24 protein-coding genes and 1 pseudogene are annotated in these 23,322 nt (G+C 62.4%); 18 read left to right on the top strand and 7 right to left on the bottom strand.

What is annotated here, in order from left to right:
* The first annotated feature begins 143 nt into the window (after nt 1–143).
* The 6 genes from THEVEDRAFT_RS08455 to THEVEDRAFT_RS08430 all read left to right on the top strand — a co-directional run bounded on the left by THEVEDRAFT_RS08455 (nt 144) and on the right by THEVEDRAFT_RS08430 (nt 9,503).
* Nucleotides 144–2,363 (top strand): TolC family protein, encoded by a 2,220-nt coding sequence (locus tag THEVEDRAFT_RS08455; protein ID WP_006584312.1) that lies wholly within the window; start codon nt 144–146, stop codon nt 2,361–2,363.
* Nucleotides 2,360–3,442: an HlyD family secretion protein gene (locus tag THEVEDRAFT_RS08450; protein ID WP_006584311.1), complete on the top strand. Its 1,083-nt coding sequence runs from the start codon at nt 2,360–2,362 to the stop codon at nt 3,440–3,442. The genes THEVEDRAFT_RS08455 and THEVEDRAFT_RS08450 overlap by 4 nt, the downstream gene beginning before the upstream one ends.
* Before the next feature lie 12 nt (nt 3,443–3,454).
* Nucleotides 3,455–4,807: a TackOD1 domain-containing metal-binding protein gene (locus THEVEDRAFT_RS08445; RefSeq protein ID WP_006584310.1), complete on the top strand. Its 1,353-nt coding sequence runs from the start codon at nt 3,455–3,457 to the stop codon at nt 4,805–4,807.
* Between the two features lie 2 nt (nt 4,808–4,809).
* Entirely contained in the window at nt 4,810–6,111 is a 1,302-nt protein-coding gene (locus THEVEDRAFT_RS08440) for a glycosyltransferase family 2 protein (RefSeq protein ID WP_245522657.1), read from the top strand.
* 99 nt (nt 6,112–6,210) lie between these two features.
* Nucleotides 6,211–7,452: an HDOD domain-containing protein gene (locus tag THEVEDRAFT_RS08435; RefSeq protein WP_006584308.1), complete on the top strand. Its 1,242-nt coding sequence runs from the start codon at nt 6,211–6,213 to the stop codon at nt 7,450–7,452.
* A 2-nt stretch (nt 7,453–7,454) separates the two neighbouring features.
* Nucleotides 7,455–9,503: a bifunctional diguanylate cyclase/phosphohydrolase gene (locus THEVEDRAFT_RS08430; RefSeq protein WP_006584307.1), complete on the top strand. Its 2,049-nt coding sequence runs from the start codon at nt 7,455–7,457 to the stop codon at nt 9,501–9,503.
* A 34-nt stretch (nt 9,504–9,537) separates the two neighbouring features.
* Here THEVEDRAFT_RS08430 and THEVEDRAFT_RS08425 read toward each other — a convergent pair whose 3' ends face one another.
* The 3 genes from THEVEDRAFT_RS08425 to ybaK are packed head-to-tail and all read right to left on the bottom strand — an operon-like array spanning nt 9,538 to nt 12,876.
* On the bottom strand, nt 9,538–10,986 hold the full coding sequence (locus THEVEDRAFT_RS08425) for a TrkH family potassium uptake protein (RefSeq protein WP_006584306.1): 1,449 nt from the start codon (nt 10,984–10,986) through the stop codon (nt 9,538–9,540).
* Entirely contained in the window at nt 10,983–12,347 is a 1,365-nt protein-coding gene (trkA, locus tag THEVEDRAFT_RS08420) for a Trk system potassium transporter TrkA (protein WP_006584305.1), read from the bottom strand. Before trkA ends, THEVEDRAFT_RS08425 begins: the two co-directional genes overlap by 4 nt.
* A gap of 49 nt (nt 12,348–12,396) precedes the next feature.
* On the bottom strand, nt 12,397–12,876 hold the full coding sequence (gene ybaK, locus THEVEDRAFT_RS08415; RefSeq protein ID WP_006584304.1) for a Cys-tRNA(Pro) deacylase: 480 nt from the start codon (nt 12,874–12,876) through the stop codon (nt 12,397–12,399).
* An 86-nt stretch (nt 12,877–12,962) separates the two neighbouring features.
* Here ybaK and THEVEDRAFT_RS08410 point away from each other — a divergent pair, with 86 nt between their 5' ends.
* The 8 genes and pseudogenes from THEVEDRAFT_RS08410 (at nt 12,963) to THEVEDRAFT_RS08375 (ending at nt 18,132) form a co-directional block, all read left to right on the top strand.
* Complete coding sequence (locus THEVEDRAFT_RS08410; RefSeq protein ID WP_006584303.1) at nt 12,963–14,111, top strand: PP2C family protein-serine/threonine phosphatase; 1,149 nt, start codon at nt 12,963–12,965, stop codon at nt 14,109–14,111.
* Between the two features lie 6 nt (nt 14,112–14,117).
* On the top strand, nt 14,118–14,348 hold the full coding sequence (locus THEVEDRAFT_RS08405) for a (2Fe-2S)-binding protein (RefSeq protein WP_006584302.1): 231 nt from the start codon (nt 14,118–14,120) through the stop codon (nt 14,346–14,348).
* Nucleotides 14,349–14,547: 199 nt separating this feature from the next.
* On the top strand, nt 14,548–14,760 hold the full coding sequence (locus THEVEDRAFT_RS08400; RefSeq protein WP_040825440.1) for a trimethylamine--corrinoid methyltransferase: 213 nt from the start codon (nt 14,548–14,550) through the stop codon (nt 14,758–14,760).
* Between the two features lie 46 nt (nt 14,761–14,806).
* On the top strand, nt 14,807–15,316 hold the full coding sequence (locus THEVEDRAFT_RS08395; RefSeq protein ID WP_006584299.1) for a thioredoxin family protein: 510 nt from the start codon (nt 14,807–14,809) through the stop codon (nt 15,314–15,316).
* On the top strand, nt 15,313–15,999 hold the full coding sequence (locus THEVEDRAFT_RS08390; protein ID WP_006584298.1) for a cytochrome c biogenesis CcdA family protein: 687 nt from the start codon (nt 15,313–15,315) through the stop codon (nt 15,997–15,999). The genes THEVEDRAFT_RS08395 and THEVEDRAFT_RS08390 overlap by 4 nt, the downstream gene beginning before the upstream one ends.
* Nucleotides 16,000–16,190: 191 nt before the next feature.
* Nucleotides 16,191–16,526, top strand: a complete 336-nt coding sequence (locus THEVEDRAFT_RS08385; protein WP_006584297.1) for an ArsR/SmtB family transcription factor — start codon at nt 16,191–16,193, stop codon at nt 16,524–16,526.
* Between the two features lie 91 nt (nt 16,527–16,617).
* Entirely contained in the window at nt 16,618–16,854 is a 237-nt protein-coding gene (locus THEVEDRAFT_RS08380) for a thioredoxin family protein (RefSeq protein WP_006584296.1), read from the top strand.
* A 110-nt stretch (nt 16,855–16,964) separates the two neighbouring features.
* Nucleotides 16,965–18,132: pseudogene (locus THEVEDRAFT_RS08375) on the top strand (permease).
* Between the two features lie 49 nt (nt 18,133–18,181).
* On the opposite strand, the gene THEVEDRAFT_RS08370 reads toward THEVEDRAFT_RS08375, so the two are convergent.
* Complete coding sequence (locus THEVEDRAFT_RS08370) at nt 18,182–18,484, bottom strand: STAS domain-containing protein (protein WP_006584294.1); 303 nt, start codon at nt 18,482–18,484, stop codon at nt 18,182–18,184.
* 81 nt (nt 18,485–18,565) lie between these two features.
* Nucleotides 18,566–18,955, bottom strand: a complete 390-nt coding sequence (locus THEVEDRAFT_RS08365; RefSeq protein ID WP_006584293.1) for an ATP-binding protein — start codon at nt 18,953–18,955, stop codon at nt 18,566–18,568.
* Between the two features lie 100 nt (nt 18,956–19,055).
* Between THEVEDRAFT_RS08365 and THEVEDRAFT_RS08360 the strand changes: the two genes are divergently transcribed.
* Together THEVEDRAFT_RS08360 and THEVEDRAFT_RS08355 are read left to right on the top strand one after the other, a co-directional pair.
* On the top strand, nt 19,056–19,499 hold the full coding sequence (locus THEVEDRAFT_RS08360; protein WP_245522656.1) for a ribonuclease HI family protein: 444 nt from the start codon (nt 19,056–19,058) through the stop codon (nt 19,497–19,499).
* Nucleotides 19,493–20,167, top strand: a complete 675-nt coding sequence (locus tag THEVEDRAFT_RS08355; RefSeq protein ID WP_006584291.1) for a GntR family transcriptional regulator — start codon at nt 19,493–19,495, stop codon at nt 20,165–20,167. Before THEVEDRAFT_RS08360 ends, THEVEDRAFT_RS08355 begins: the two co-directional genes overlap by 7 nt.
* Here the strand turns inward: THEVEDRAFT_RS08355 and THEVEDRAFT_RS08350 are convergent.
* On the bottom strand, nt 20,139–21,356 hold the full coding sequence (locus THEVEDRAFT_RS08350) for an MFS transporter (protein ID WP_006584290.1): 1,218 nt from the start codon (nt 21,354–21,356) through the stop codon (nt 20,139–20,141). The two genes, THEVEDRAFT_RS08355 and THEVEDRAFT_RS08350, sit on opposite strands and share 29 nt — an antisense overlap.
* Before the next feature lie 70 nt (nt 21,357–21,426).
* On the opposite strand from THEVEDRAFT_RS08350, the gene THEVEDRAFT_RS08345 reads away from it, so the two are divergent.
* The gene (locus THEVEDRAFT_RS08345; protein ID WP_006584289.1) at nt 21,427–21,837 is read left to right on the top strand and encodes a hypothetical protein; all 411 of its coding nucleotides are present in this window, start codon (nt 21,427–21,429) and stop codon (nt 21,835–21,837) included.
* Between the two features lies 1 nt (nt 21,838).
* On the opposite strand, the gene THEVEDRAFT_RS08340 is transcribed toward THEVEDRAFT_RS08345, so the two are convergent.
* On the bottom strand, nt 21,839–22,735 hold the full coding sequence (locus tag THEVEDRAFT_RS08340) for a DMT family transporter (protein ID WP_006584288.1): 897 nt from the start codon (nt 22,733–22,735) through the stop codon (nt 21,839–21,841).
* 145 nt (nt 22,736–22,880) lie between these two features.
* Here THEVEDRAFT_RS08340 and THEVEDRAFT_RS08335 point away from each other — a divergent pair, with 145 nt between their 5' ends.
* Complete coding sequence (locus THEVEDRAFT_RS08335) at nt 22,881–23,321, top strand: nucleoside recognition domain-containing protein (RefSeq protein ID WP_006584287.1); 441 nt, start codon at nt 22,881–22,883, stop codon at nt 23,319–23,321.
* The last annotated feature ends 1 nt before the right edge of the window (nt 23,322 follow it).

Genomic DNA, 23,322 nt, shown 5'->3' with positions numbered 1-23,322 from the left:
TTGAACTGACGAACCACATGCCCGCATCTGCTGGGGGAACTGGTGCTGGGGGTTGTGCTGCTCAAGGGGTATAATCGTTAATAATTAGCCTGGGCGGTTGGGACCAGGTCCCATGGAGTGCGTCCCACAAAGGAGGGAGCGCGGTGGTCTTTCGTTTGGCCTTTTTGTTGGTGCTGTTGTTCGTCCCGGCGGTCAGCGCTTCCCCGCTCACGCTTCCCGAGCTGGAGGCCCGGGTGCCCCTGGGCCTGGAGGTGCTGAAGGCCTCGGAGGAGCTCGCGGCGGCCCACCTGGCGCTGGAGGCGGTGAGGGAGCGGTCTGGCGCTTGGTTCTTCGCGGAGCTCTCCGCCAGGGGGGTCAACGAGCCCCTCTCCAGAAGCGGATCCTCCCAGGTGGAGGGATACTCCAGTTACTCGCTCCGGGTTGGGACCAGGCTACCGCTCTTCGGCTCCTGGCACAAGGAGCGTATAGCGGAGGCGGAGGCCCGCCTGGCGGAGCTGGAGGCCCTGCGGCGGTTCTACTACGTAAAACGGGCCAACCTCACCGCCCTGAGAAAGGCATGGGTGTCCCTCTGGACCGCCCGACGCAGGATGGAGGTCCTAAACGGCTTCCTGGCCCTGGAGGGACGGTTCATCCCGGTGATGGAGGCCAGGGCCTCCCAGGGGTTCCTCCTCGAGTCCGACCTCATGGAGATGAAGAGCTGGTTCCTCCTGGCCCGCCGGGAGGCGGCGGCCTCAAAGGCGGTGGAGGACGCCGCCCTTGGGGTCATAAGGAGGTCCGCCGGGATCCTGAACCCCTTGCCCCTGGACCTGGACGTGGGGGTGCCGCCGATGAAGCCCGTGAGCCTTTCCTGCGATGAAGCCCTGAGGATCGCCCGGGAGTTCAGCGGTGAGCTCAAGGCCATGAGGGATGCGGCGGACCTTAGAAGTTCCCTCGTGGGCCACAGGGCCAGGGGACAGTACGATTCCTACCTGCAGGGGGGCTTCCAGATCACCAAGGAGTCCCCGGGGCGCTACGGGGAGGAGGCCTTCGTGTCCCTGAGCTTTGCCTTCCCGGAGGGGGAGCCTAAGGCGGCCTCCCTGGAGGCTTCCGCGGAGATAAGGCGCCTTAACGCCCTGGAGGCGGAGATGTCCGCCCATCGGATGGGCCTCGAATCCTATCTGGCGGAGGGATCTTCCAAGTTCCGGTATGCCTTGGCCCAGGGGGAGTTCTCCCTGGCCAGGCTCAAGGCCGCCCTGGAGGCCCTAAGGACCGCCCGGCTGAGGCACGGGGCGATCCCGGGGGACACGGCGGAGAGGCTGCTCCGGGCCCACCTGGACGTGATGAACTCCGCCCTTGCCCTCATTGACGCGGAGGGCACCGGGGCCCAGTACCACGCGGAGCTGCTGGAGGTGCTGGAGGACCCAGGGATCCCCTCCCAAGCCCCCGGCCAGGTCTGGGCGGTCACCCCCATGGCCCTCCACGCCGAGGGGGAGAGGCTAATCTCCCTCTGGTTCTCCGGCCTCTCCAGCTTCAAGGCCCCATCCAACGGCACGGGGACTTACGACCGGGATGTTGCGGCCAACCGGTCCAAACCCTCCGCCGATACCGTCCCCCTTGGGGCGTACATGTGGGGCGGGGACGGGCTTCTCAAGGGGGGGCTTCACGTGTTGGAGGAGGCTAATGCCTTGGGGATAACCGCCCTCCGGGTCTCGTTCACCTCCCAAGGGGTCCGGGAGATCCTTAAGAACCAAGGGGCCAGGAATAACCTGATTGAAGCCCTGCGCAGGGCCTCGGATATGGGGATTAAAATCGAGCTCTGCCTGGGGGACCCCTGGTGGATAACCCCCGAGGGCAGGCCCCATCTGGTCTCATTGGTGTCATCCCTTCGGGACCTTCCCTTCGAGGGGCTCCACCTGGACCTTGAGCCGGACCAGTTGGAGGCGGTAACCCCGGGGAACCGGGTCAAGTACCTGAGGGAGACCCTGGAGTCCGTTAGGGCCGCCGCTTGCGCCTCCCCCTGGCGGGTATCCATGGCAATTCACCCAAGGTACCTGGAGGGGGAGTTCCTCCCGGAGACCTTGGGCTTGCTCAAGGTCTCCGGGGTCCAGGATGTGACCTGCATGATATACGTATCCAACCCCCTTGCCGCCGCGGAGAGGATGGAACGCCTGGTCAGGGCCGCCGGGGCCGTGGGACTGTCCATGGCGGTTTCGGTGGAGAGGGGAGGGCCTCCGGATGAGAGCTTTTATCCCCTGGGAAGGATGGGCCTCTTCAGCGGCGTCCTCCCTAAGCTCAAGGAGCGCCTGGCGGGGTCGGTTTCCGGCATATGGATCCAGTCACTGGAGGACCTCTTATCAATGCCCGAAGGGGGTGGTCCTAGATGAAGATCAGCTTCAGCCCTAAGAAGGTCAGGGAGGACGTGGACCGGGGGGTTAGGGTTGAGTACGGCCCCCCTAAGAGGGCCTTCCTCCGCTGGCGTTGGTACGCCCTTTTGCTGGTGGTGTCCTCCCCGCTTATCCTGCTCCTGTGGCGCGCAACGGCCTTTTACCTGTTGGCCTCCGCCCCGGGAGTGCTGGTCATGGAGAGGCGGGTCATATCGTCCCCATTGGGTGGGGTGGTGGCTTCCCTGTCCTTAAGGCCCGGGGATAGGGTGGGGGCCGGGGACGTGCTTTTCGTCGTGAAAGACCCCTCCGCCCCCCTTAGGGCCAATGCCTTGCGGGAGGAGCTTCGGGCCCTAAAGGGGGCGGGGCTTAAAGCGGCGGCCCTCAGGCCCGGGTCCGGGCAGGAGGCCCTTGTGAGGGCCAACCGGCTGAACCTGTCCCGCCAGATGGAGTACCTGAGGTCCGTGGAGACCCTTTTCCGACAGGGGGCCGCCACCAGGGCGGAGCTGGAGGAGGCCCGGGGAAGGCTGGAGGCCGCCAGGGCGGCGCTTGCCCAGTCGTCGGCGCTGCTGGAGCCCCAGGAGGTGGACGATACATCCATAAGGCAGTACGAGGCCCAGAGGCGGGCTAGGATCGCCCAGCTGGAGGGGGAGCTCAAGGCCCTGGAGGGGACCCTTGAACGGACCGTTGCCTCCCCGGAGGACGGGGTGATCCTCGAGGTCTTCGCCCCCCAGGGGCACGGGGTGGCCCTGGGGGGGCCGGTGCTGTCCCTCGGCAGCCTCGGGGACGTGAGGGTGATCTGTTATCTAGACCCCAGGAAGCTGGGCCGCTCTAGCCCCGGTGTGCCGGTGACGGTACGCTTCCCGGACGGCAGGAAGCTCCCGGGGCATGTGGAGGGCTCCCCGGTGCTGTCCGTCCAGGACCCACGTTCGGATGGGCGGTCCGTGTTGGTGCCGGTAAGGCTGGATCGGTCGGTGGAACCTCAGAGCCTGGTGGACTCGCTGCCCGTGACCGTGTCGTTCCCGCTGTGCCCCCAATACCTGGGGGGCATCTGCGGGTTGTTCCGGAAGGTCTTCGACTGAGGAGGTATCCCGATGAATGACAGGGTGGATCTTAACGGCCTTTCGTTCCTTCGCCTGACCTCCCCGGCGTCCCCGGAGACACTGCCTTTGGGCGATGTGGCGGGGGTTCTGGTGGAGCCCTTCCAGGGGGCGGAGGAGGCGATCCGACGCATAAGGGGTAGGCTTGACGGGGTCCTCATCCCGGTCTTCCTGACCGCCCCGCTGGACAACTTGACCCAACACCTGTGCGACGGGGTGGGGCGCTCGGAGGAGGACCTGGTGCGCTTCACCCAGGACGCCAGGATGAGGATCGATGACGTGTCCCCCTCGATGCTGGCGGAGAGCCTGGACTACCGACTCCTCGCGTTCCTCTACACCCGTCCCCAGAGGGACCTGGAACCGGTCCTGATCCCCCTCACCTCCCAGGTCTACCACTGGCCCCTCATGGAGGCCATCGGGAACGGCCTTCTGGAGCCCCGGGGATGGATATCGAACCTTAGCGACAGGGGGTTCATAAGGGAGGCAACCCCTTCGGGGCTCGTGGAGCGGGTTCGCTATTGTCCCAGGTGCGACGGTGGGCACATAAACTGCGTGGACCTGTGTCCCTTCTGCTCCAGCATGGACTTTGAGCAGGTGCCCTTCATACACTGTTTCGTGTGTGGCCGGGTGGGTCCCGAGGAGGACTTCCTGAAGTCCGGGGAGATGCGGTGCCCCTTCTGCGGCTCAAGGCTCAGGCACATAGGTGCCGACTACGACAGGCCCATGGAGAGCTACCGCTGCCGGGACTGCGGCAAGTCCTTCCCGGAGCCCCAGGTGTCCTGCCACTGCCTTTTGTGCGGCCTCATGACCGAGCCGGAGGCCCTGGTGCCCAGGAACTTCTACCGCTACCGGATAACCGATAAGGGCATACTGGCGGTTCAAACCGGTGAGATGGAGGACCGGTACGCGGTGCTGGACACCCTGAACTACATGAAGCCAGAGCCCTTCATGCACATACTGAACTGGATGGTGGGCCTCTCCAAACGTCCCCCGGTGGAGCCCTTCTGCCTCATGCTGATAAGATTCCCCAACCTGGAGGCCTTCTTGGACTCCATGGGAAGGACCGCCGGAAGCCAGGCCTTCCGGGAGCTCATAGGCCGCATAAGGGAGATGGTGCGGGCCACCGACGTGAGCACCAGGACCGAGGCGGGGGAGGTGCTGCTTCTGCTCCCCAAGACCCCAAGGTCCGGCGGCAGCGTGCTCAAGGGCCGCCTGGAGGCCCTGGCGGGAAAGGTTGAAAGCCGCGGGGTCCCCCTGCGCATGGAGATAAAGATGCTCTCGGTGCCCGAGGACCTGCAGCGGGACGACGACGGGGACCTCTTCGCGGCCCGCCTTCGGGGGGATTGACCTTGTGGCCTCCGCTTAACCTCCAGGACTCAAGGGCCTTTGTGGAGCTCCTTAGGTTCGTGCCGTGGGTGGTGTTCCTGGAGCTTCCCTATTACCTTCTGGTTGCCCTGGGGCTCATTCGCTACGTGATGCACAAGGTCCACGTGCCCCATAAGATGCCCACCGGCAGGCCCAAGGTGTCGTGCGTCATCACCTGCTACTCCGAGGGCGAGGACGTGAAGAAGACCATAAAAAGCCTGGCCTTTCAGCTTTACGACGGGGAGATAGAGATAATCCCGGTCATAGACGGGGCGGTTCGGAACCGGGACACCTACCGGGCGGCCCTTGAGATGGAGGAGATGGTGAAGTCCCTTCCGGGCCGCACCCTCAGGGTGCTCCCCAAGTGGCAGCGGGGAGGGCGGGTGTCGTCCCTGAACGCGGGGCTTAACGCGGCGGAAGGGGCGGTGGTCATGGCCCTGGACGGGGACACCTCCTTCGACAACGACATGGTGCTGAAGGCGGTGCGCCACTTCGCGGACCCCAACGTGGCGGCCCTGGCGGGCTGCCTTAGGGTCCGAAACTGGAGGGCCTCCCCGGTGGCGGCCCTCCAGGGGTTGGAGTACCTCCTTTCCATACTCACCGCCAAGACCGGCTTGAGCCAGTTCAACACGGTGAACAACATATCCGGCGCCTTCGGGGTCTTCCGCCGGGAGATCCTGGAGCTGGTGCTGGGATGGGACAGCGGAAGCGCCGAGGACCTGGACCTCACCATGAGGATAAAGAACTACTTCGGCAGGAACCCGGGTATGCGGATAGTCTTCGACCCGGAGGTGATGGGCCACACCGACGTGCCCGACACCCTCCGGGGCTTTTTAAAACAGCGCCTCCGCTGGGACGGGGATCTGTTCTACATCTACGTCCGCAAACACCTCAAGTCCTTCTCCCCGTCCCTCATGGGGTGGCGCAACTTCCTGGTGACCCTGGTTGGGGGCTTCTACTTCCAGATAATCACGCCACTGATGCTGCTGGTCTACACTTGCTTTTCGTTTTTAACCTTGAGCCTCGGCAAGGTCCTTTACGTTTTTCTTTGGATATACCTCTTCTACCTTGGGGTGACGGTGTTCTTCTACCTGGCGGCCATGCTGTGCCTCACCGAGCGGCCCCGGGACGACATCCGATTCCTTCCCCTCATCCCCATCTTCCCGGCCTTCACCTTCATGTGCCGCCTGTGGTCCGCCTTCGCCATACTCTGGGAGATCGCGGCCCAGGGCCACCGGGACTCCTCCATGGCCCCCTGGTGGGTGCTAAGGCGAGGCAAGTTCTAGAAATTTTAACCACAAGAGGCTCCGGTTGGATGTAGAATTAAGAAGCATGATTAAACGATCTTCTAGCCGCGTCCCAAGCGGTGTTGGGGGAGGGTAGAGGTGCCTAAGGTCAAGGTCTCGGAGCTCAAAGATGGAATGGTGCTGGAGGAGGACCTTCTGGCCCCTAACGGCCGGTTCATCCTTCCCAAGGGGGCGGTCATAAGGGACTCCTACATAAAGACCCTTAAGGCCTGGGGGGTGGTGGAGGCGTCGGTGGCCCAGGAGGGCTCTATTCCTCCCGTTAAGAGGGAGGGATCCTCCTCCGACGCTGCCTTTATGGAGAGGGCCAGGGAGCTCTTGTCCCCATTCTTCCACTCCAAGGGGGCCATGGCTCCCCACATGGAGGAGCTTTTCCGGTGTTCCTCCATGGCCCTGGCCAGGGCTCTTAAGAGGGGGGGCCACGTGCCGCTGGTGGACATCGGCTGTCTTCCCCCCGCAAGGCAGGGGGCAAGGCGGAAGCTGAGCCCCCAGGAGCTCGCCGCCATGGTGTCCTTCGTCACCCTCCCGGACGTTTACCACAAGATAGGGGAGGTGGTAAGCCGCCCCTCCAGTTCGGTGGAGCAGATAGCCCGGGTGGTGAGCAAGGACCAGAGCCTTTCCGCCAAGCTTTTAAGGCTCGTCAACAGCTCCTTCTACGGCCTTGCCTCCCGGGTTGAGAGCGTTAGCCGGGCCATAACCATCGTGGGGGTCCGGGAGCTCATGACGTTGGCCATGGGCATATCGGTGGTATCCGCCTTCAAGGGGGTGGCCCCGGGCTACGTGTCCATGCGGTCCTTTTGGGACCACTCGGTGTGCTGCGGGGTGTTTGCCCGGGTGCTGGCCGCCAAGATGGGCCTCAAGGAGGAGGAGCGGTTCTTCCTGGCGGGGCTCATGCACGACATAGGGCGGATGATCCTATACGTTAAGGCCCCCTTTGCCATGGCGGAGGCGGTGGCCCTGTCGTCCAAGGGGATGCCGCTTTACGAGGCGGAGCGGGAGGTGCTGGGGTTCGACCACGCCCACCTGGGCTACTACGCCATGAAGGAGTGGAAGATCCCCTCAAGCATATACGAGCTTGTGAGGTTCCACCACAATCCCTCGGGGGCCAAGGTGCCGGAGGAGGTGCTGATACACGTGGCGGACGCCTTCGCGGTGGCGTCCAGGTTCGGCACCAGCGGAAGCCTCATGGTGCCCGAGATCTCCCCCTATCATTGGGACCTTTTGGGGTTTTCGGTCAACGTCATAGAACCGGTGTTCGTCCAGGCGGAGCGCCAGGTTCGGGAGATAAGCGGCATATTCTTCCCCTCAAGGGAGGAGGATTAGCCATGGGGTTGGTGAATAAGCTTGAGGCCCGGATAACCCAGCTGGAGGCCCAGCTTGAGGAGGCCTTGAAGGAGAAGATGGAGGCCGTAAGGGCCTTGCAGCTGGCCATGGAGTTCAACCGCCACATGCGCTCCCAGGACGGCTCCTGCGACGAGGACGTGGTAGAGGACGCCGCCTCCCAGATCCGATCGGTGCTGCCCTTTATCGCCTTCGCCTTTTACATCGTGGGGCACGACTTTCCGAGCTTCAACCTGGCGGGCTGCTACCCCTCTTCAAAGCTTCCCCTGGTGGAACGGGAGAAGGACGTGCTCATCGAGGACGGTTCCTTCGCCTGGGCCTTGGAGGTCAACAGGCGCACCGTGAGAACCTCGTCGGACGAGTCCTTCCAGGTGATGCTGCATCCCATCGCCACCAGCAGCCGGGTGATGGGAATGTTCGTGGGCATCATGCCCTATGAGGACGTGCCGGACGTGAAGCTGGTCTTCCTGTCGGTGATCCTCAACTCCCTGGCGGGGTCCCTGCAGAACCGGCAGCTTTTTAGGGTCCTCAAGGAGCTGAACGGCGAGCTGGTGGGCCGCTGTTTCTCCCTGGAGGCAAGCCGCAGGGACGCCGTGATTGCCCAAAAGGCCCTGGCAGGGGAGGCGGAGGAGGCCCGGCGGAACGCCAAGAACATGGAGGAGCGGATAATAGAGCTTTTTGACTCCATGGAGGAGCTGGTGGTGGTGGTGGATCGGGACTTGAGGTGTCTTTACGCCAACCCCGCCTTCTTGTCCCGCAGGGGTCTTACCCTTGAGCATGTGAAGGGCCTTACGCCGGAGGAGATACTGGGGGAAGGGGAGTATGCCCGGTCGTGGCGGGACTTCCTGTCATCGGCCCTTGCGGAGGGGGCCGCCAAAAGGCGGGACATGGAGGTTCGTCTTGAAGGCAGGAGGTCCGTCTTTGACGCCTCGGTGCACCCCATGAGGGGGGTGGACGGCTTCGTGGCGGCCCTTGGCGTCATATGCAGGGACGTCACCGAGAAGCGGGCGGCGGAGGAAGTAATGAAGCAGATGAGCTATCACGACCCCCTTACTGGGCTTTACAACCGCCGCTTCTTCGAGGAGGAGATGCGGCGCCTGGACACGGAGCGGCAGCTTCCCATATGCGTCCTCATGGGGGACGTGGACGGCCTTAAGCTCACCAACGACGTCTTCGGCCACCACGAGGGGGACCGGCTGCTGGTGGACGTGGCGGAACGCCTGAAGAACAGCCTCCGGAAGGAGGACGTGCTGGCCCGCTGGGGAGGCGACGAGTTCGTGGTGCTGCTGCCCAAGACCGATCCGGAGACCGCCGCCCAGATAGCCCGCCGGCTTTCGTTGATGGAGATGAACCGACGTCCGGTGCCCTACAAGATAACCTTTGGGGTGGGGGTGAAGAGGTCCGCCGGGGAGGACATGGGGCTGGTGCTGAAACGCTCGGAGGACGACATGTACGCCCTTAAGCTCAAGGAGCGGGACTTCGTGAGGGAGAACATAGTGAAGTCCCTCATGGTGGACCTTGGGAGTCGGTCCTGCGAGAGCCCGGAGCACCGCCGGAGGGTGGCGAACCTCTGCATAGGCATAGGCCGGTGCATGGGGCTGGACGACGAGGAGATGGAGAAGCTCATGTTGCTGGGGGAGTACCATGACGTGGGGATGGTGGAGGCGGACCCGGATATGCTCACCCGTCCGGGGGAGCTGGACGAATACGAATGGTCCTTGGTTCGCAAGCACCCGGAGACGGGCTATCGGATCGCCAACGCGTCCTCCGAGGACCTGGTGGGCATTGCCAGGTTGATACTGCACCACCACGAGAACTACGACGGCACCGGTTACCCCCACGGCCTCAAGGGGGAGGGGATCCCCCTGCTATGCAGGATATTTCGGGTGGCGGACTCCTATGAGGTCATAACCTCCGGCCGGCCCTACAGGCCTCCGTTCTCCGCGGAGGCCGCCCTGGAGGAGATAGCCTCCAAGGCGGGCACCTGGTACGATCCCCTTGTGGTCCGGGCCCTCACGGGGTTGGTGGGCTGAGCGAATGGGGCCTGGTCAAGCCCTTGCGCCTTGTCTATTTGGTCCAACAGGCCCGGCTGAAGAGGACCGCCAGGGTGAAGAGCTCCAGCCGTCCTGCCATCATGGCGATGGCGAAGGTCCACTTAGCTCCACCGGAGAGTCCCGCGTAGTTCTCCGCGGGGCCCACCATGCCGAAGCCGGGGCCGATGTTACCAAGGGTTGCGGCGGCTCCGGAGAGGGCGGTGGTCAGGTCGGTCCCGAAGGCACAGGCCAAGGCGGCGGTTATACCGTAGGCCATCATGTAGAGGGAGAAAAAGGCCCCTATGGAGCTTATGACCCCCGGGGGGATGGCTCTGCCGTTCAGCCGTATGGTCCTTATGGCCCTCGGGTGTATGAGGAGGTATGCCTCGTGGGCGATGTGCTTAAGCAGGACAAGGATCCTCACGTTCTTTATGGCTCCACCGGTTGAGCCAGCGCATCCCCCTATGAACATGAGGAAGAACAGTATCCCCTGCGCCCCGGGGTGCCATTTTTCATAGTCCACGGTGGCGAACCCGGTGGTGGTTAGTATGCTTATCACCTGAAAGGCAGAGGCCCGGAGGCTCTCCTCGAAGCGGCTGAAATGCCCATGGGTAAAGCCCATCACCGCCAGGGTGGATGCGGTGGTAACCGCCAGGTAGAACATGAACTCGTTGTCCTTTAGGAAGACCCGCAGGTCCCTGCCCTTCAGGGCCGTGTAGTGAAGGGAGAAGTTGGCCCCCGCCAGGAACATGAAGGTTATTATAACCCACTGGATGAACGGGCTTTGGAAGTGCCCTACGCTCTGGTTGTAAGAGGAAAAACCTCCGGTGGCCATGGTCCCGAAGGTGTGTATGAGAGAGTCGAACAGGCTCATCCCCCCCAGGAGGAGCAACAGGGTCTGGGCGGCGGACATGGCTAGGTATACCCCCCAAAGGATGGCGGCGGTCCTCCCCACTCGAGGGGTGAGCTTCTCCGGCACCGGTCCTGGGACCTCCGCTTTGAATAGCTGAACACCCCCTATGCCTAGAGCGGGCAGAACCGCCAATGTCAAGACGATTATCCCCATGCCCCCGAGCCAGTGGGTAAGGCTCCTCCAGAAGAGTATCCCCCTGGGGAGGGATTCCACGTCCGTGAGCACCGATGAGCCCGTGGTGGTGAAGCCTGACATGGCCTCAAAGAATGCGTCCGTGTAAGTGGCCGTGGCTCCGGAGAGGTAGAAGGGCATGGCCCCTACGGCAGAGGCGGCTGCCCAGGACATGGTGACCGCAAGAAAGGCCTCCCGGGTGGTCATCTTGGACGCATCCGCCCGGCGGGAAAGGGACCAGAGGGCCGTGGAGAGAAGGCCCCCGGTGGCGATGGAGCCGCACAGGGGCATCACGTCGGTGCCGTGGGACAGGATCGCCCAGCCTAAGGGCCATATCATGCAGGCGGTCACCACGAACACCAGGAGGGAGACGAACTTCACCGCTATGAGGGGCCTCAATCCTCGCGCACCCCCAACGATGCCAATACGTCCCGGGTCTTGTCCTCTTCAGAGAAGACCACCACCTGGTCGTGGGGCATCAGCCTGGTGAGCCCATTGGGTATGAAGCTGCTGTCCCCACGGGTTATCATGCCGATGACCGCCCCTTGGGGAATATCAAGCTCCATGAGGGTCTTGCCCGCCGAGGGGCTGTCGGTGGGGATCACGGTCTCCACCAGTTCCGCCCCGATGTCCTCAAGGAGGGAGACCCGCTCATTACCCTGTGGGTACCGGACGCTGGTTATTATGAGATCCGACAGCGCCATGTTCCTGTTTACCAACGAATCTATGGGAAGGATCCCCGCCATCTTCAGGTAGCTCCGCTTCTTCACCACCCCTATGCTCTTGGCGGCGCCGAGGTTCTTGCCGAGCACGCTCAGGATTATGTTGTTCTCGTCCGAGCCGGTGGTGCTGATGAAAGCGCAGGAGCTGTCGATGCCCTCTTGGAGCAACAGCCCTTCGTCGGAACCGTCCCCCCATATCACATCCACCCGCTCGAGCTCCCTGGAGAGACGCTTGCACTTCTCCCGTTCATGGTCTATGAGCTTCACGCTCACCCCGTTGGAGGCCAGCCTCCTTGACACCTGGAAGCCCACCTTGCCCCCACCAACCACAAAGGCCCTTTTTATCCCCCCCGCCATGGGGGGCCACAGGACCCCCGCCATCATGGGGGTTTGCCCTTTGTAACAAAGGCAATAGCAGAGGTCCCCCCGCTTCAACCGGTCTCTGCCGTTGGGGATGAAGCCCCTGTCCCCCCGCTTTATGTACACCACCAGCATTATTAGGTCCCGGTGGCGTTCTCGTATCTCCGCCAGGCTCAAATCCAAGGAGGGGCAGTCCTCCCTGATCGGAACCGCGTAGATGGAGGCCGCCCCGGAGGCCACGTCCATCGAGTGGGTTGCCCACCGGGCCCTCAGGAGGTTATCGACCTCGTAGGCCACGGAGCGTTCAGGGGAAACCATCATGTCTATCCCCAGCTTTTCCCCCCATTCCGGCGAGTCGGTGAACTCCAGCCCCACCGCTCGGGCGATGACCTTAGGCACCCCCGCCTGTTTGGCTATCCAGCAGGCCAGGATGTTCACTTCATCCCGGTTCGTGCAGGCTATGAGCATGTCCGTGCTGCCCCCGGGAGCCACCCCGGCCCTCTCCAGGATCATCGGCCGGGAGCCGTTGCCCTCCACGGTCATCACGTCCAGCTCCTCCGAGACCTTGGAGAACCTCTCTTGGTTCTCCTCCACCACCACTACATCGTGACCGTCTTGGGAGAGACTCCGGGCCACGTTGAAACCCACTTCCCCGGCTCCGACGATGACTATCCTCAATGCCGTGACGCTCCTTCCAGAGGCCTTATCGGTTTGCCTTTTTATAAGATCATCTAGCTATGGAAGCCCACTTCCCGGAACAGGCCCTTATCAGGTCCTCGGGAGCTATGAGGACCTGAAGCCCCCTCAAGCCGGCGCTGACCGATACGAAGGGGAACTCCCGGGCGCTTTGGTCCACGTACGTGGGAAACTGCTTCCTCATCCCCACCGGGGAACATCCCCCTCGGACGTATCCCGTGAGGGGCTGAAGGTCCTTGAGGTTCACCAGCTCCACCCGTTTGTTCCCCGATTCCGCCGCCAGGGCCTTGGTGTCCAGCTCCTTGTCCCCCGGGATCACCGCCACCAGATGCCCGGTCTTGTCCCCCTTGAGCACCAGGGTCTTGAAGACCTGTCTAAGCGGGAGCCCCACCTTGGACGCCACCGCCTGGGCGGACAGGTCCGACGGGTCCACTTCGTACTCCTCCAGCCTGAAATCTATGCCCATTGACTCCATTATCCTCACCGCATTGGTCTTGGCCTTATGCTTCAACTAACCCATCCTCCTCCTTGGGACGCTGAGGACGCCCTTGGCAGGAAAGATTATAATCTCTTCGAGGACCCTTTGGGGGTGGGATTTTGGAAGGGGAAAACCTATCTGCGGTGTTCAACTATCATCCGGACCTCTTTTTCGTGTTGGACCGTACCGGTCGGGTGCTGGAGGCGGGTTTGCCCGCCGCGTTCCTTTTAGGGCTCCCCTTGGAGGTGTTGAAGGGCGCGGACTTCGCCAGCTTCCTGCCCCAGGATCAGCGGGAAGCCTTTAGGTCCTTCATATCCAGGGAAAGGATGCTGCGCATCGGCCGCTACTCGCTTTTAGCCTCATCCGGCAAGCCCATGGAGATGGAGTTCCACTTCGCCAGGGGCCGCTGGGAGGGGGGGGACGCCCTTTTCGTCACCGCCATAGATCTGTCCGAGCGGCTGAGGGCGGAGGCCCAGGCGGAGGTGTACCTTGAGGAGCTGGAGGTGATGACCGCAAAGCTAAGGGAGGCCCGGCGGGCCTTGGAGGAGGAGTTCGCCAAGGCGGCCAGCATACACAGGAAGCTGCTGCCCAAGATACCCCCCATGGATGGGCTTGAGGGGGCCGCCTACTTCGAACCCGCCTCTAAGATAGGGGGGGACTTCTACGAGGTGATCTCCATGGGGGAACAGACCCTGGCTTACCTGGTGGACGTGAGCGGACATGGACTGGACGGGGCCCTCATCTCCCTTTTCGTGAGGGAATGGGTGTCCGACTGGGTCCGGCTGACGAAGGGTCCCCTTGAGCCGGAGCTCTTGGTGCGCTCCGTGGCCCAGCGGTTCGCCGGGGAGGAGATGCTGTACGACTACTTCATATGTCTTCAGGCGGCGGTGATCCACACGGGGAACGGGCTGTGCAAGGTGGTTAACGCGGGCAACCACGTCCGTCCCCTGCTGTTCGTCCCCGGCAAGGGGGCCAAGTTCCTGGACGCGGTGGGGACCCCCGTGGCGGGCCTCGGGGAAATGGAGACCCTGCAGTCCGTGAGGGTGTCGTTCCCCAAGGGGGCGAGGCTCCTCCTGTGTACCGACGGGATGGCGGATCAGGAGGCCGGGGCCGCAAGGTTTGGCCATCGCAGGGTGAAGGAGGCCTTTGAGGGGGCCTGTCACCTGGACCCCAAGGGCATACTGGACAGGATAGCCCAGGAGTTCAAGGCCTTCCTGGGCGGTTCCCCCGCGAGGGATGACGTTACAATGCTGTGTTTTGGGAGGTAGGCATCGTTGAACGATCCGGTGGTGTGTTGGTGTTCCAACGTTACGGAGGGGGACATAATCAGGGCCGTGGAAAAGGGGGCCAGGACCCTGGAGGACGTGAAGGCCATGACCGGGGCATGCACCCTCATGAGGTGCAAGGAGCTCCACCCCGAGGGCCGTTGCTGCTCAAAGGACATCCGGGACCTGCTGTCCCGTGTTGCAGTTCCCCAAGGTGATGAGCCCCCGGGCTGCGGCTGAGGGGTTTCTTAAGCTCAGGGGCCGTGAGCTCCTTGCTTGAAGTTCATGCAATCCGGGAAGGGGGATTTTCCCCCGGCCTTGTAGGATGTGAGGTGAGGTTATGAAGGTGCGGATCACGTCGGAGTACTGGCTTGAGATGGTTTCAAGGCACGGCAGGGATTTCCGGATGATCATGAGCACCATAGTGGCCGGGTGATGAATGGCTTACAAGGGCCCCATGGGCCTTTGGGGTCCTCCGGAGGAGGATCATCATAGTTTCAGCCCCTTCCCGGTGGAGGGGCGGGAGGATTTGGCCTGCTGGATACATCATGAGGTTCTGGCCTGGATGGAGCGGAGCCGCCCATCCCCGGAGGGGGACTATCTATTCTTCGTCGAAGGGGTGGGGCGTCTTAGATTCCGGCTCGTGGAGTGACGTTTCGTTGGAGAGGGCTTTCTTGAGGGTTAGGAGGTAGTTGCGTTTGGCCTGGAAGGACAAGAGGTTGTGGGCTCTGGCTTTGGCAGTGCTGGTAATAGGTTCCGCATGGGGCATGAGGGAATGGGACAGGAGGAGGGAGGTAAAGGCCGGAGGGTTTACGTTTCAGGTGAGGGACCGGGGAGCGATATCCGAGGCCTTGGCATCCCCCATGCCGGTTATGATAGACTTCGGCTCCGAGTACTGCGGTCCCTGCCGTGAGATGGCGCCGGAGCTGGTGAAGGCGGAGAGGCTGCTTAAGGGTAAGGTGCGGGTGATCTTCGCGGACGTCTGGGAGGACCAGTCCCTGGCGAAGGGTTTCCCCCTGCGGGTAATCCCCACCCAGTTCTTCTTTGGCCCCAAGGGGGTTCCCATGGAGGTGCCCAAGGGGGACGTATTGGGTCTCGTGGAGTATCGCTCCGGTGATGGGAAGCACCTTTTCACCTTCCACGAAGGGCCTCTCACCGCCGATGAGATAGTGGGGTTGTTCCGGCAGATGGGGGTGCCGGTGGATTGATCCTCGATCTCCTTGATCTTTCTGCCCTCTCCCGGGTGGGCTTTGCCCATAAGCTGCTGTACGCAGGGGCCATAGGGCTTGTGGGCGCCCTGTCCCCCTGCTTCCTAGTCACCGCACCGCTGACCATGGCGGTGGTGGGGGGGGATAGGGACGTCTCCACCCGGAAGGGGCTGCTGCTCGGTGGGTGTCTCGCCTTGGGCATTGGGTTGGTTTACGTTCCCCTTGGGGCTGGTGCCTCCGCCCTGGGGGCCCTCTTAGGCAGGGGAGGAGGTTTTTTTTACGGCCTCATAGGTGGGATGCTCCTACTGTCCGGGCTCGCGGTCCTGGGGCTTGTGGAGCTCCCAACGCCAAGGCTTCGCACCATCGGTTTCCCCCCGGGCCCCCTTGGGGCGGTGCTCACCGGATCTGCCTTGGCGGTGGTGTCCTCTCCCTGTTCCTCCCCGTTCCTCATAGCCATGCTGAGCGCGGCGGTGGGATCCGGAAGTGCGGTAAGTGGGGCGCTACTCATGCTCGTGTATTCCATGGGGCACTCGGTGCCGTTCATCCTGGCGGGCCTTTCCGGGGCCGCCATAAGGAGAGTCATTGAGAGCCGGTGGCTCAGCGCCGGGGAAAGGGCCTTCCGCCTCCTGGCGGGGCTGATAATGCTTGCCGCCGCCGCCCGGTTCCTGTACCTGGCCTTCTAGGCCGCTTTCCCTTGCCCCGCGGTTGGTTGACTTGTGCAATATATGTGATAAAATTGCCACATATCTTGGGTTGTGAGGTTCAGGGTGTGCCCCGGGCTTTTGTGTTCGTCGATCTCAAGGGCTGTCCTCACGGGGGAGCCATGTGGGAGATGTGGATCAAGCGGTTCTGCGAGATGGGAGGTCGTTAGCCTTTGGATACGGACGGCGTGACCGGTTTCGATCCCCGGGTGGAGGTGCTCAAGGCCTTGGCCCACCCGGTCAGGCTTAGGATCCTGGAGGCCCTGGGAAGCCGGGAGATGTGCGTGTGCCAGATATCGGACCTGTTCCCCTTTGACAGGACCACCATAAGCAAGCATCTGTCCCTGATGAAGGAGGCGGGGATACTGTACTGCCGGAAGGAGGGCCTCAACGTCTACTACGGTCTCAGGATGACATGCCTTGTGTCACTGGTCTCCTGCATAGGCCGTCTTTCTTCCGTCCCCAATGGGGGGAACATTGAGGGATGCCGCAGCTGTTCCTGTGGTTGAACCTCGATGTAAAAACGGATAAGAGGTAGGGGATATGGGCCGTGGGGTGCCCAACTAGTTCGAATACCAAACGATCGGAGGGGTTTTAAAGATGGAGATCCAGATACTGGGAACCGGTTGTCCTAAGTGCAAGAAGCTTCAGGAGATGGCGGAGAAGGCCGCGGCGGAGCTGGGGTTGAACTGCCAGATCCGAAAGGTGAGCGACATAAACGAGATAATGGACTTCGGCGTCATGTCCACCCCGGCTCTGGCGGTGGACCGTAAGGTGCTCATAGCGGGTCAGCTGCCCACGTATGAGAGGGTGAAGGAGCTGCTATCCGATATTTAGCCTGGACCTAAAGGGGCCCCGAGGGGCCCTTTTAAGGGGTGCATAGGTGAAATATATGCCACGAAGGTTCAAGTTGAGTTCAAATAACGTAAGGATATGGAGATGATTCCATGAGCGACAGGAACAAGTTCCTTGGCATATTGGCGTTCTTCCTGGTCTTTTACTTCCTCCCCGAGGGGCACCCCCGGGTCATGGCGGGGCTTTACGAGTCCGTGGCCATGATGTCCGACTACGCTCGGGAGCACGTGCTGTTCTGCCTCATCCCCGCCTTTTTCATCGCCGGTGCCATCTCGGTCTTCGTAAGCCAGCAGTCGGTGATGAAGTACCTAGGGGCCTCCGCTAAGAAATGGGTGGCGTACTCGGTGGCATCGGTTTCGGGAACCATACTGGCGGTCTGCTCCTGCACGGTGCTGCCCCTTTTCGCGGGCATATACAAGCGCGGCGCCGGCCTTGGTCCTGCCACATCGTTCCTGTACTCGGGACCTGCCATAAACGTGTTGGCCATAGTCATGACCGCCCGGATCCTGGGTTTCCAGATGGGGCTTGCCCGGGCGGTGGGGGCGGATCGTCTTCAGCGTGGTGATAGGGCTGATCATGGCCTTCCTATTCCGGAAGGAGGAGATGGTCCGTCAGGAGGGTTTTGCCCAGCTCCCAGAGGATTACTCCGGGAGGCCCCTTTGGAAGACCGTGTTCTACATGGCCGGCATGGTTATATTCCTGGTGTTCGCCAACTGGGCTTCCCCCAAGACGGACAACCAGCTCTGGCGGAGCATATACTCCGTTAAGTGGTACGTTGCCTTGTTGGGCCTTGGCATGACCGTCTTCTCTTCCGCTGCCTGGTTCAGCTCCGAGGAGAGAAGGGAGTGGTTCAACTCCACCTGGGGCTACGCCCTTCAGGTGATGCCCCTGCTCTTCGGCGGCGTCATGGTGGCGGGGTTCCTGCTTGGCCGTCCCGGCCACGAGGCGCTTATCCCAAGCCGCTACGTGGCCATGTTGGTGGGTGGTAATTCCATATGGGCCAACCTGTTCGCCTCCGTCTCCGGTGCGTTCATGTACTTCGCCACCCTGACGGAGGTCCCGATACTGCAGGGCCTCATGGGGGCCGGCATGGGCAAGGGCCCGGCGCTGGCGCTGCTCCTGGCGGGGCCTGCCCTCTCCCTGCCCAGCATGCTGGTCATAAACAGCATACTGGGGCCCAAGAAGACCGTCACCTACCTGGTCCTGGTGGTTCTGCTCTCCACCGTGGCGGGGATGCTGTTCGGTTCCCTGGTGGGTTAGCTTAGAGATGCTCCTCCCAAAGGGGCGGGGGTAGCGCCTCCCCGCCCCTTTACCTTGGGAAGAATATCCTGTCCAGCCTGGTGAGCTCGAATATCTCCCTCACGATCCCGTGGGCCCCCAGGGCCAACACCTTGCCCCCCATGGGCACTACCCGCTTCTGGATGCTTATGAGGAGCCCGAGCCCGGCGCTGTCGATGTAGTCCAGCTTGTTGAAGTCGAAGATGAAGTTGCAGCGTCCCTCGTCTATGTGTTCGAACAGCAGTCCCTTCAGGTCCGCCGCGTCCTCCACGTAGAGATGTCCTTGAACCGTTACCCTTACAGCCTGGTCTTCTAGAGAAACCTGGTAGCTCATGGCAGCTCCCCCTTTGCAGAAACCTGAGTCCCTCCCAGGTTGATTTAAGTCCTTGTCCATGCCGCCCCGGATCCCCACGGTTCAACCCCGGGACGATGAATCCCCCGTGGGGCACTCCATGACGACCCGTCTCCCCCGGTCCTCGAACCGAACGCTGTTCGCCATAGCCCGCATCAGGTAAAGACCCCTGCCGTTGGGCACGTGGTCTTCCGGAAGCCCCTTTGGCGGGGTAAAACCACTTCCGCCGCAGGAAACGGATATGACAAGCCGTTCCCCTTTTCCCGATTCTTTGGTATCCTTTTCTATCTTAAGGGTTACCGGGGCCTTGCCGTGAAAGAAGGCGTTGTTGAGGGCCTCGTTGATGGCCACGTAGATTCGCAGGGCCCTAGCGGGGTTGAGCTCCCGCAGGGTTTTCAGTATGTCTTCCCTGGCGGATATGAGGTCCCTATGGCTTTTGAAGACGTATATCACCCGGTACCCTCCCTTCTTGCAAGGGGCCTTGTTTTCCAGAGATTATATAACATTTTAGATGATGCCACAGCGGCTGATCCGTTTGGCGCGAAAGGCGGAGATGAGTTTGGTAAAGGGGTATTTTGACGGAGCCTCCAGGGGCAACCCCGGCGTTGCCGGTGCCGGGGCGCTCCTTGTGGACGACGGCGGATCCGTGATCTGGGAGTACCGGGGGTTCCTCGGTCACCGGACCAACAACGAGGCGGAGTATCAGGCCTTGATAGCCCTCTTGGAGGAGGTGCGCCGCAGGGGGATAAGGTCGGTTTTGGTCATGGGGGACAGCCAGCTGGTGATAAGCCAGGTCACCGGGAAGTGGAAGATAAACATGCCCCATTTAAGGGCGCTGGCCTCCAGGGTTCGGGAACTTTGCCGGGGGCTCGAGGTATCCTTCAAGTGGATTCCCAGGGAGGAGAACCGGCAGGCGGACCGGCTGTCCAACGAGGCCATAGACAGGAGGGACCTCCGGGCCGTGGGTTTTGAAGAAGGAGGGGAAGGGACTTGTTGATCGGTTCAACCGCCGCCGACGAGGCCTACAGGGTGGTTCGGCGGAAGATAATGTTGGGGGAGCTCAAGCCCGGGGAGAGGCTTTACGAGAACGGGCTGGCGGACCTTTTGGGCATAAGCAGGACCCCGGTGAGGGAGGCCTTCAGGAGGCTTGATGCGGACGGCCTCATAAACGTGGTGAGGAACGGGGGGGCCTGGGTGGCGGATCCCTCGGAGGATGAGATACGGGATGCCTTCGAGATAAGGGAGGTCCTCGAGGGCATGGCGGCCCGGAAGGGGGCCTTGCGGATGAAGCCATCGGTGATAAGGCGCCTTGAGGAGGAGCTTCACCGGGAGATCGCGGCGGTGAAGGGGATGGATCTGGAGGCCTACATAGACGCCAACTGGAGCTTCCACCGGCTGGTGGCGGAGTCATCGGGGAGCAGGACCTTGCGGGAGTGCCTGGAGCGTCCGCTGGCCAAGACCTTTGCGTTCGCGGTGTTCCACCGGGACCTCTTCGCCGAAGAGGTGGGGGAGGGCAGGGCCTCCACGATGGACCACCAGGCGGTGATAAACGCCCTGTCCGCCGGTGATGCGGATGAGGCGGAGCGCCTCATGAGGCTCCACATCCGGGAGGTGGCGGGTCGGATGGGTTTCCCCTTTAGAGATCCTGGGGTTTCCCCGGCCTGAAGGCCCTGAAGAGCCCCAGGCCGCACAGGGCGGTCATGGCTCCCCCGACGGACAGGGCGGTGCCGACGGTCAAGGCCTTGGAGATGCCGCCTATTATGAGGCTTCCGAAGGGCCCCATGCCCATCACGGATAGGATGTAGAGCCCCATTACCCGGCTTCTCTTGGAGTCCTCGGAGGTGAGCTGCAGCAGGGTGTTGGCCCCTATGAGGCACAGGACCATGAAGAACCCGGCGGCGCCCACGGAGAGCATGGATGGCAGGGGAGAGCTTGAGAGCCCAAAGACCACCAGGGCGGCCCCGAACGCCACGGTGGCCCTCGGGAGCAGGCGGGTTAGGTCCATCCCCATGGCGCCGGAGGCCATGAACAGGGACCCCGTTATCCCCCCGACTCCGGTGGCGGAGGTGAGGAACCCCAGGGTCCTGCTGTCCCCCTGGAGCACGTCCTTCGCCACCGCGGGGAGCATCACAAGATATGGGAAGGCGAAGAACGAGAGGGCCGTCATGGCGAGCAGCACCGCCCTTATGACCCGGTTGGAGGAGCCGTATCGCCAGCCCTCCGAGATGTCCTGAAGGGGCGAAGACCTCTCCCCTTCGGGCCTCGTCTTGTGGGGCAGCCGCATCATCCTTATGGCCTTAAGGGTGGCCAGGTAAGAGGCCGCGTTGGCCATGAAGCAGAACCCCTCCCCCATCTTGGCTATGGCGAAGCCCGCCACGCTGGGACCCACCAGACGGGCCAGGTTGAAAAGGGAGGAGTTCAGTGCCAGGGCGTTCCCAAGGTCCGATCGGTCCTCCAGAAGGTAGGGCACCAGGGAGTGCCTGGTGGGCATCTCGAAGGAGTTTATGACCCCCATGGCCAGGCTTAGGAGTATCACGTGCCAGTAGGATATGAGCCCCGTCAGGGTCAACACCCCTAACGCCAGGGCCTGAAGGGCGCACAGGGCCTGACACAGGAACAGCACGGACTTAAGGTCCCACCGATCAAGCAGCGCCCCGGTGAAGGGGGTTAGAAACAACATGGGGATCGAGGCGGCGAAGTCCACGGTCCCAAGCGCCATGGGGGAGCTGGTGAGCCGGTACACCAGCCAGCCGGTGCCCACCTTCTGCATCCAAAACCCGGTGAGCGATATGGCCTGGCCAGTGAAGAAGAGCCGGAAGTTCCTGTGCCTAAGCGACCTTACAAGCCCCTTCATGGATTCTCACCGCCGTTCCGAAGTATAATAAAGCCGCAAATCACTCCACATGCCTTTCGGAGGTGTTGTCTTGAGCGTTACCGCCGATACTCCACAGGGCTCCCCGGCGGAGCGGATCAAAAGGTGCGCCTTTAACGCCGAGCGCCTGGTGGCGGTGCTTTCCACCCTGGCGGACAGGATCGACCAGGCCCGGGCCAACGGCAACCAGGAGCTGCTGGACCACTACACCAAGGAGTTCCAGAAGGCCTCCCTTAAGTTCATGGGCAACGTGGAGGCCCTGCTGGACGACTACTACCTGATAAAGGGCAAGCGGCGCTCCCGGATCGCCAACGAGCCCCTGGAACCCGCGGAGCTGGAGGAGATATACTCCTCCGTCAAGGCCATGATAGACCTTTTGCCCCCGGAGCCCCGCCCAGAGGATTCCCTGGAGCCTCCCCGTCGGACCTCCCCCCCCAAGGGGCGCCTGGACGTCAAGGGCTAGCTCAAAGTATCCCTATAACCCCAGAGCCCAGGACCACCATGCCCACCCCTATCCACTGGTGCCTTGCCAGCCGCTCCTTCATGAACCACACCGCCGCCAGGGCGGTTATGAGAGGGCTGGAGGCGGTTATGGGGGTTATGAGCGACGCGGGGCATATCCTCAGGGCCACCGCAAAGGTGTAGCCCCCCAGGGCCAACCCCACCGCACCGGAGGCGTTGAGCACGAGCCACGTCTTAAGGGGTATCTTGAGCAGCGCCGCCCTCCGGCTACGCTGCTTGCCCGGACCCAGGAACCACATGCCCCAGGCGATCACGAAGAGCGCCAAAGACCTCCACCAGTTGGCCCCCACCGGGGAGAATCCCCCGCTGGTCACGAGCCACTTGGTTATCGGGATGCTCACACCCCAGCATAGGGAAGCGGACAGGGCCTTAACGTAACCCTTGAGAGGATAGGCCTCCGCCTCCTCCCGGGACCTCTCCATCCTAAGGAGGGCAAGCCCCGCCACTATGGCCAGGGTGGCCCCCGCGTGCCAGATCGAGGGCCTCTCCCCAAGCCACAGGGAGGATACGATCATCACCATGAGAGGATAGGAACTCCCCACCGCAACAGCCCTGCTCACCCCCAGCTCCTTTATGGCCCCGAAGTAAAGGTAGTCCCCCAGCACGTTGCCAAGGTATACGTTGACCACCACCAGCGGCACCGCCCAAAGGGTGGACGGAACGAACCCCCCGGACCGAGACGCCAGGGCTATCAGGGTCATACCGCCTAAGAACCCAAAGGACCGCATGGGGTTTATGTCCTCCCGTCTCACCCCCCTCATCCCCACCTTGAGCAGTATGGGGGACAGCGCCCAAAGACAAGCGGTAACTAATCCAAGGAATAGTCCTAACAGAGTCATGTCTTATCCCGCATCCTCCCGTGTTTGGTAAGCTTCAGGATAAGTCTAACCGTTCAAAAGGTCAAAGGGGGCAGCTGATGGATCCTTGGTCCGTGTGCTTCGGGGTGGAATGTGTTAATCTATTCCCCGTCGGGGGGGATGAGGTTTGGACGGAGGTTGGGAGTTTTTCAAGGGTTCCTTGGTCCGGGGGCTGCGTCTTGGGCTCAAGACCACTTGGACGCTGGTTAAGATATCTGTTCCGGTTTACATCGTGGTGTCCCTCTTGGGGGCCACCCCTGTGATTGGCTGGATATCCAGGGCCTGTGAGCCCCTCATGCGGTTTTTCGGGCTTCCCGGGGAGGCCGCCATGGTGTTGGTGATAGGGAACGCCCTTAACCTGTACGCCGCCATAGGGGCCATGAAGGCCCTGGCGCTCACGGGACACCAGATAACCACCCTGGCCCTGATGCTGTCCTTTTCCCACAACCTATTCGTGGAGGGGGCCCTGTGCCGAAGGCTCGGGCTCTCCTTTTGGCTAATGGCGGCCATAAGGGTGCTCATGGCGTCCGCGGCGGGGATGGTCTTGGGCATGGCTTGGGGGGGCTGAT

Origin of the sequence: Thermanaerovibrio velox DSM 12556 (assembly GCF_000237825.1) — a bacterium.
GTDB classification, from domain to species: domain Bacteria; phylum Synergistota; class Synergistia; order Synergistales; family Synergistaceae; genus Thermanaerovibrio; species Thermanaerovibrio velox.
This window is presented reverse-complemented; position numbering and strand designations above follow the sequence as displayed.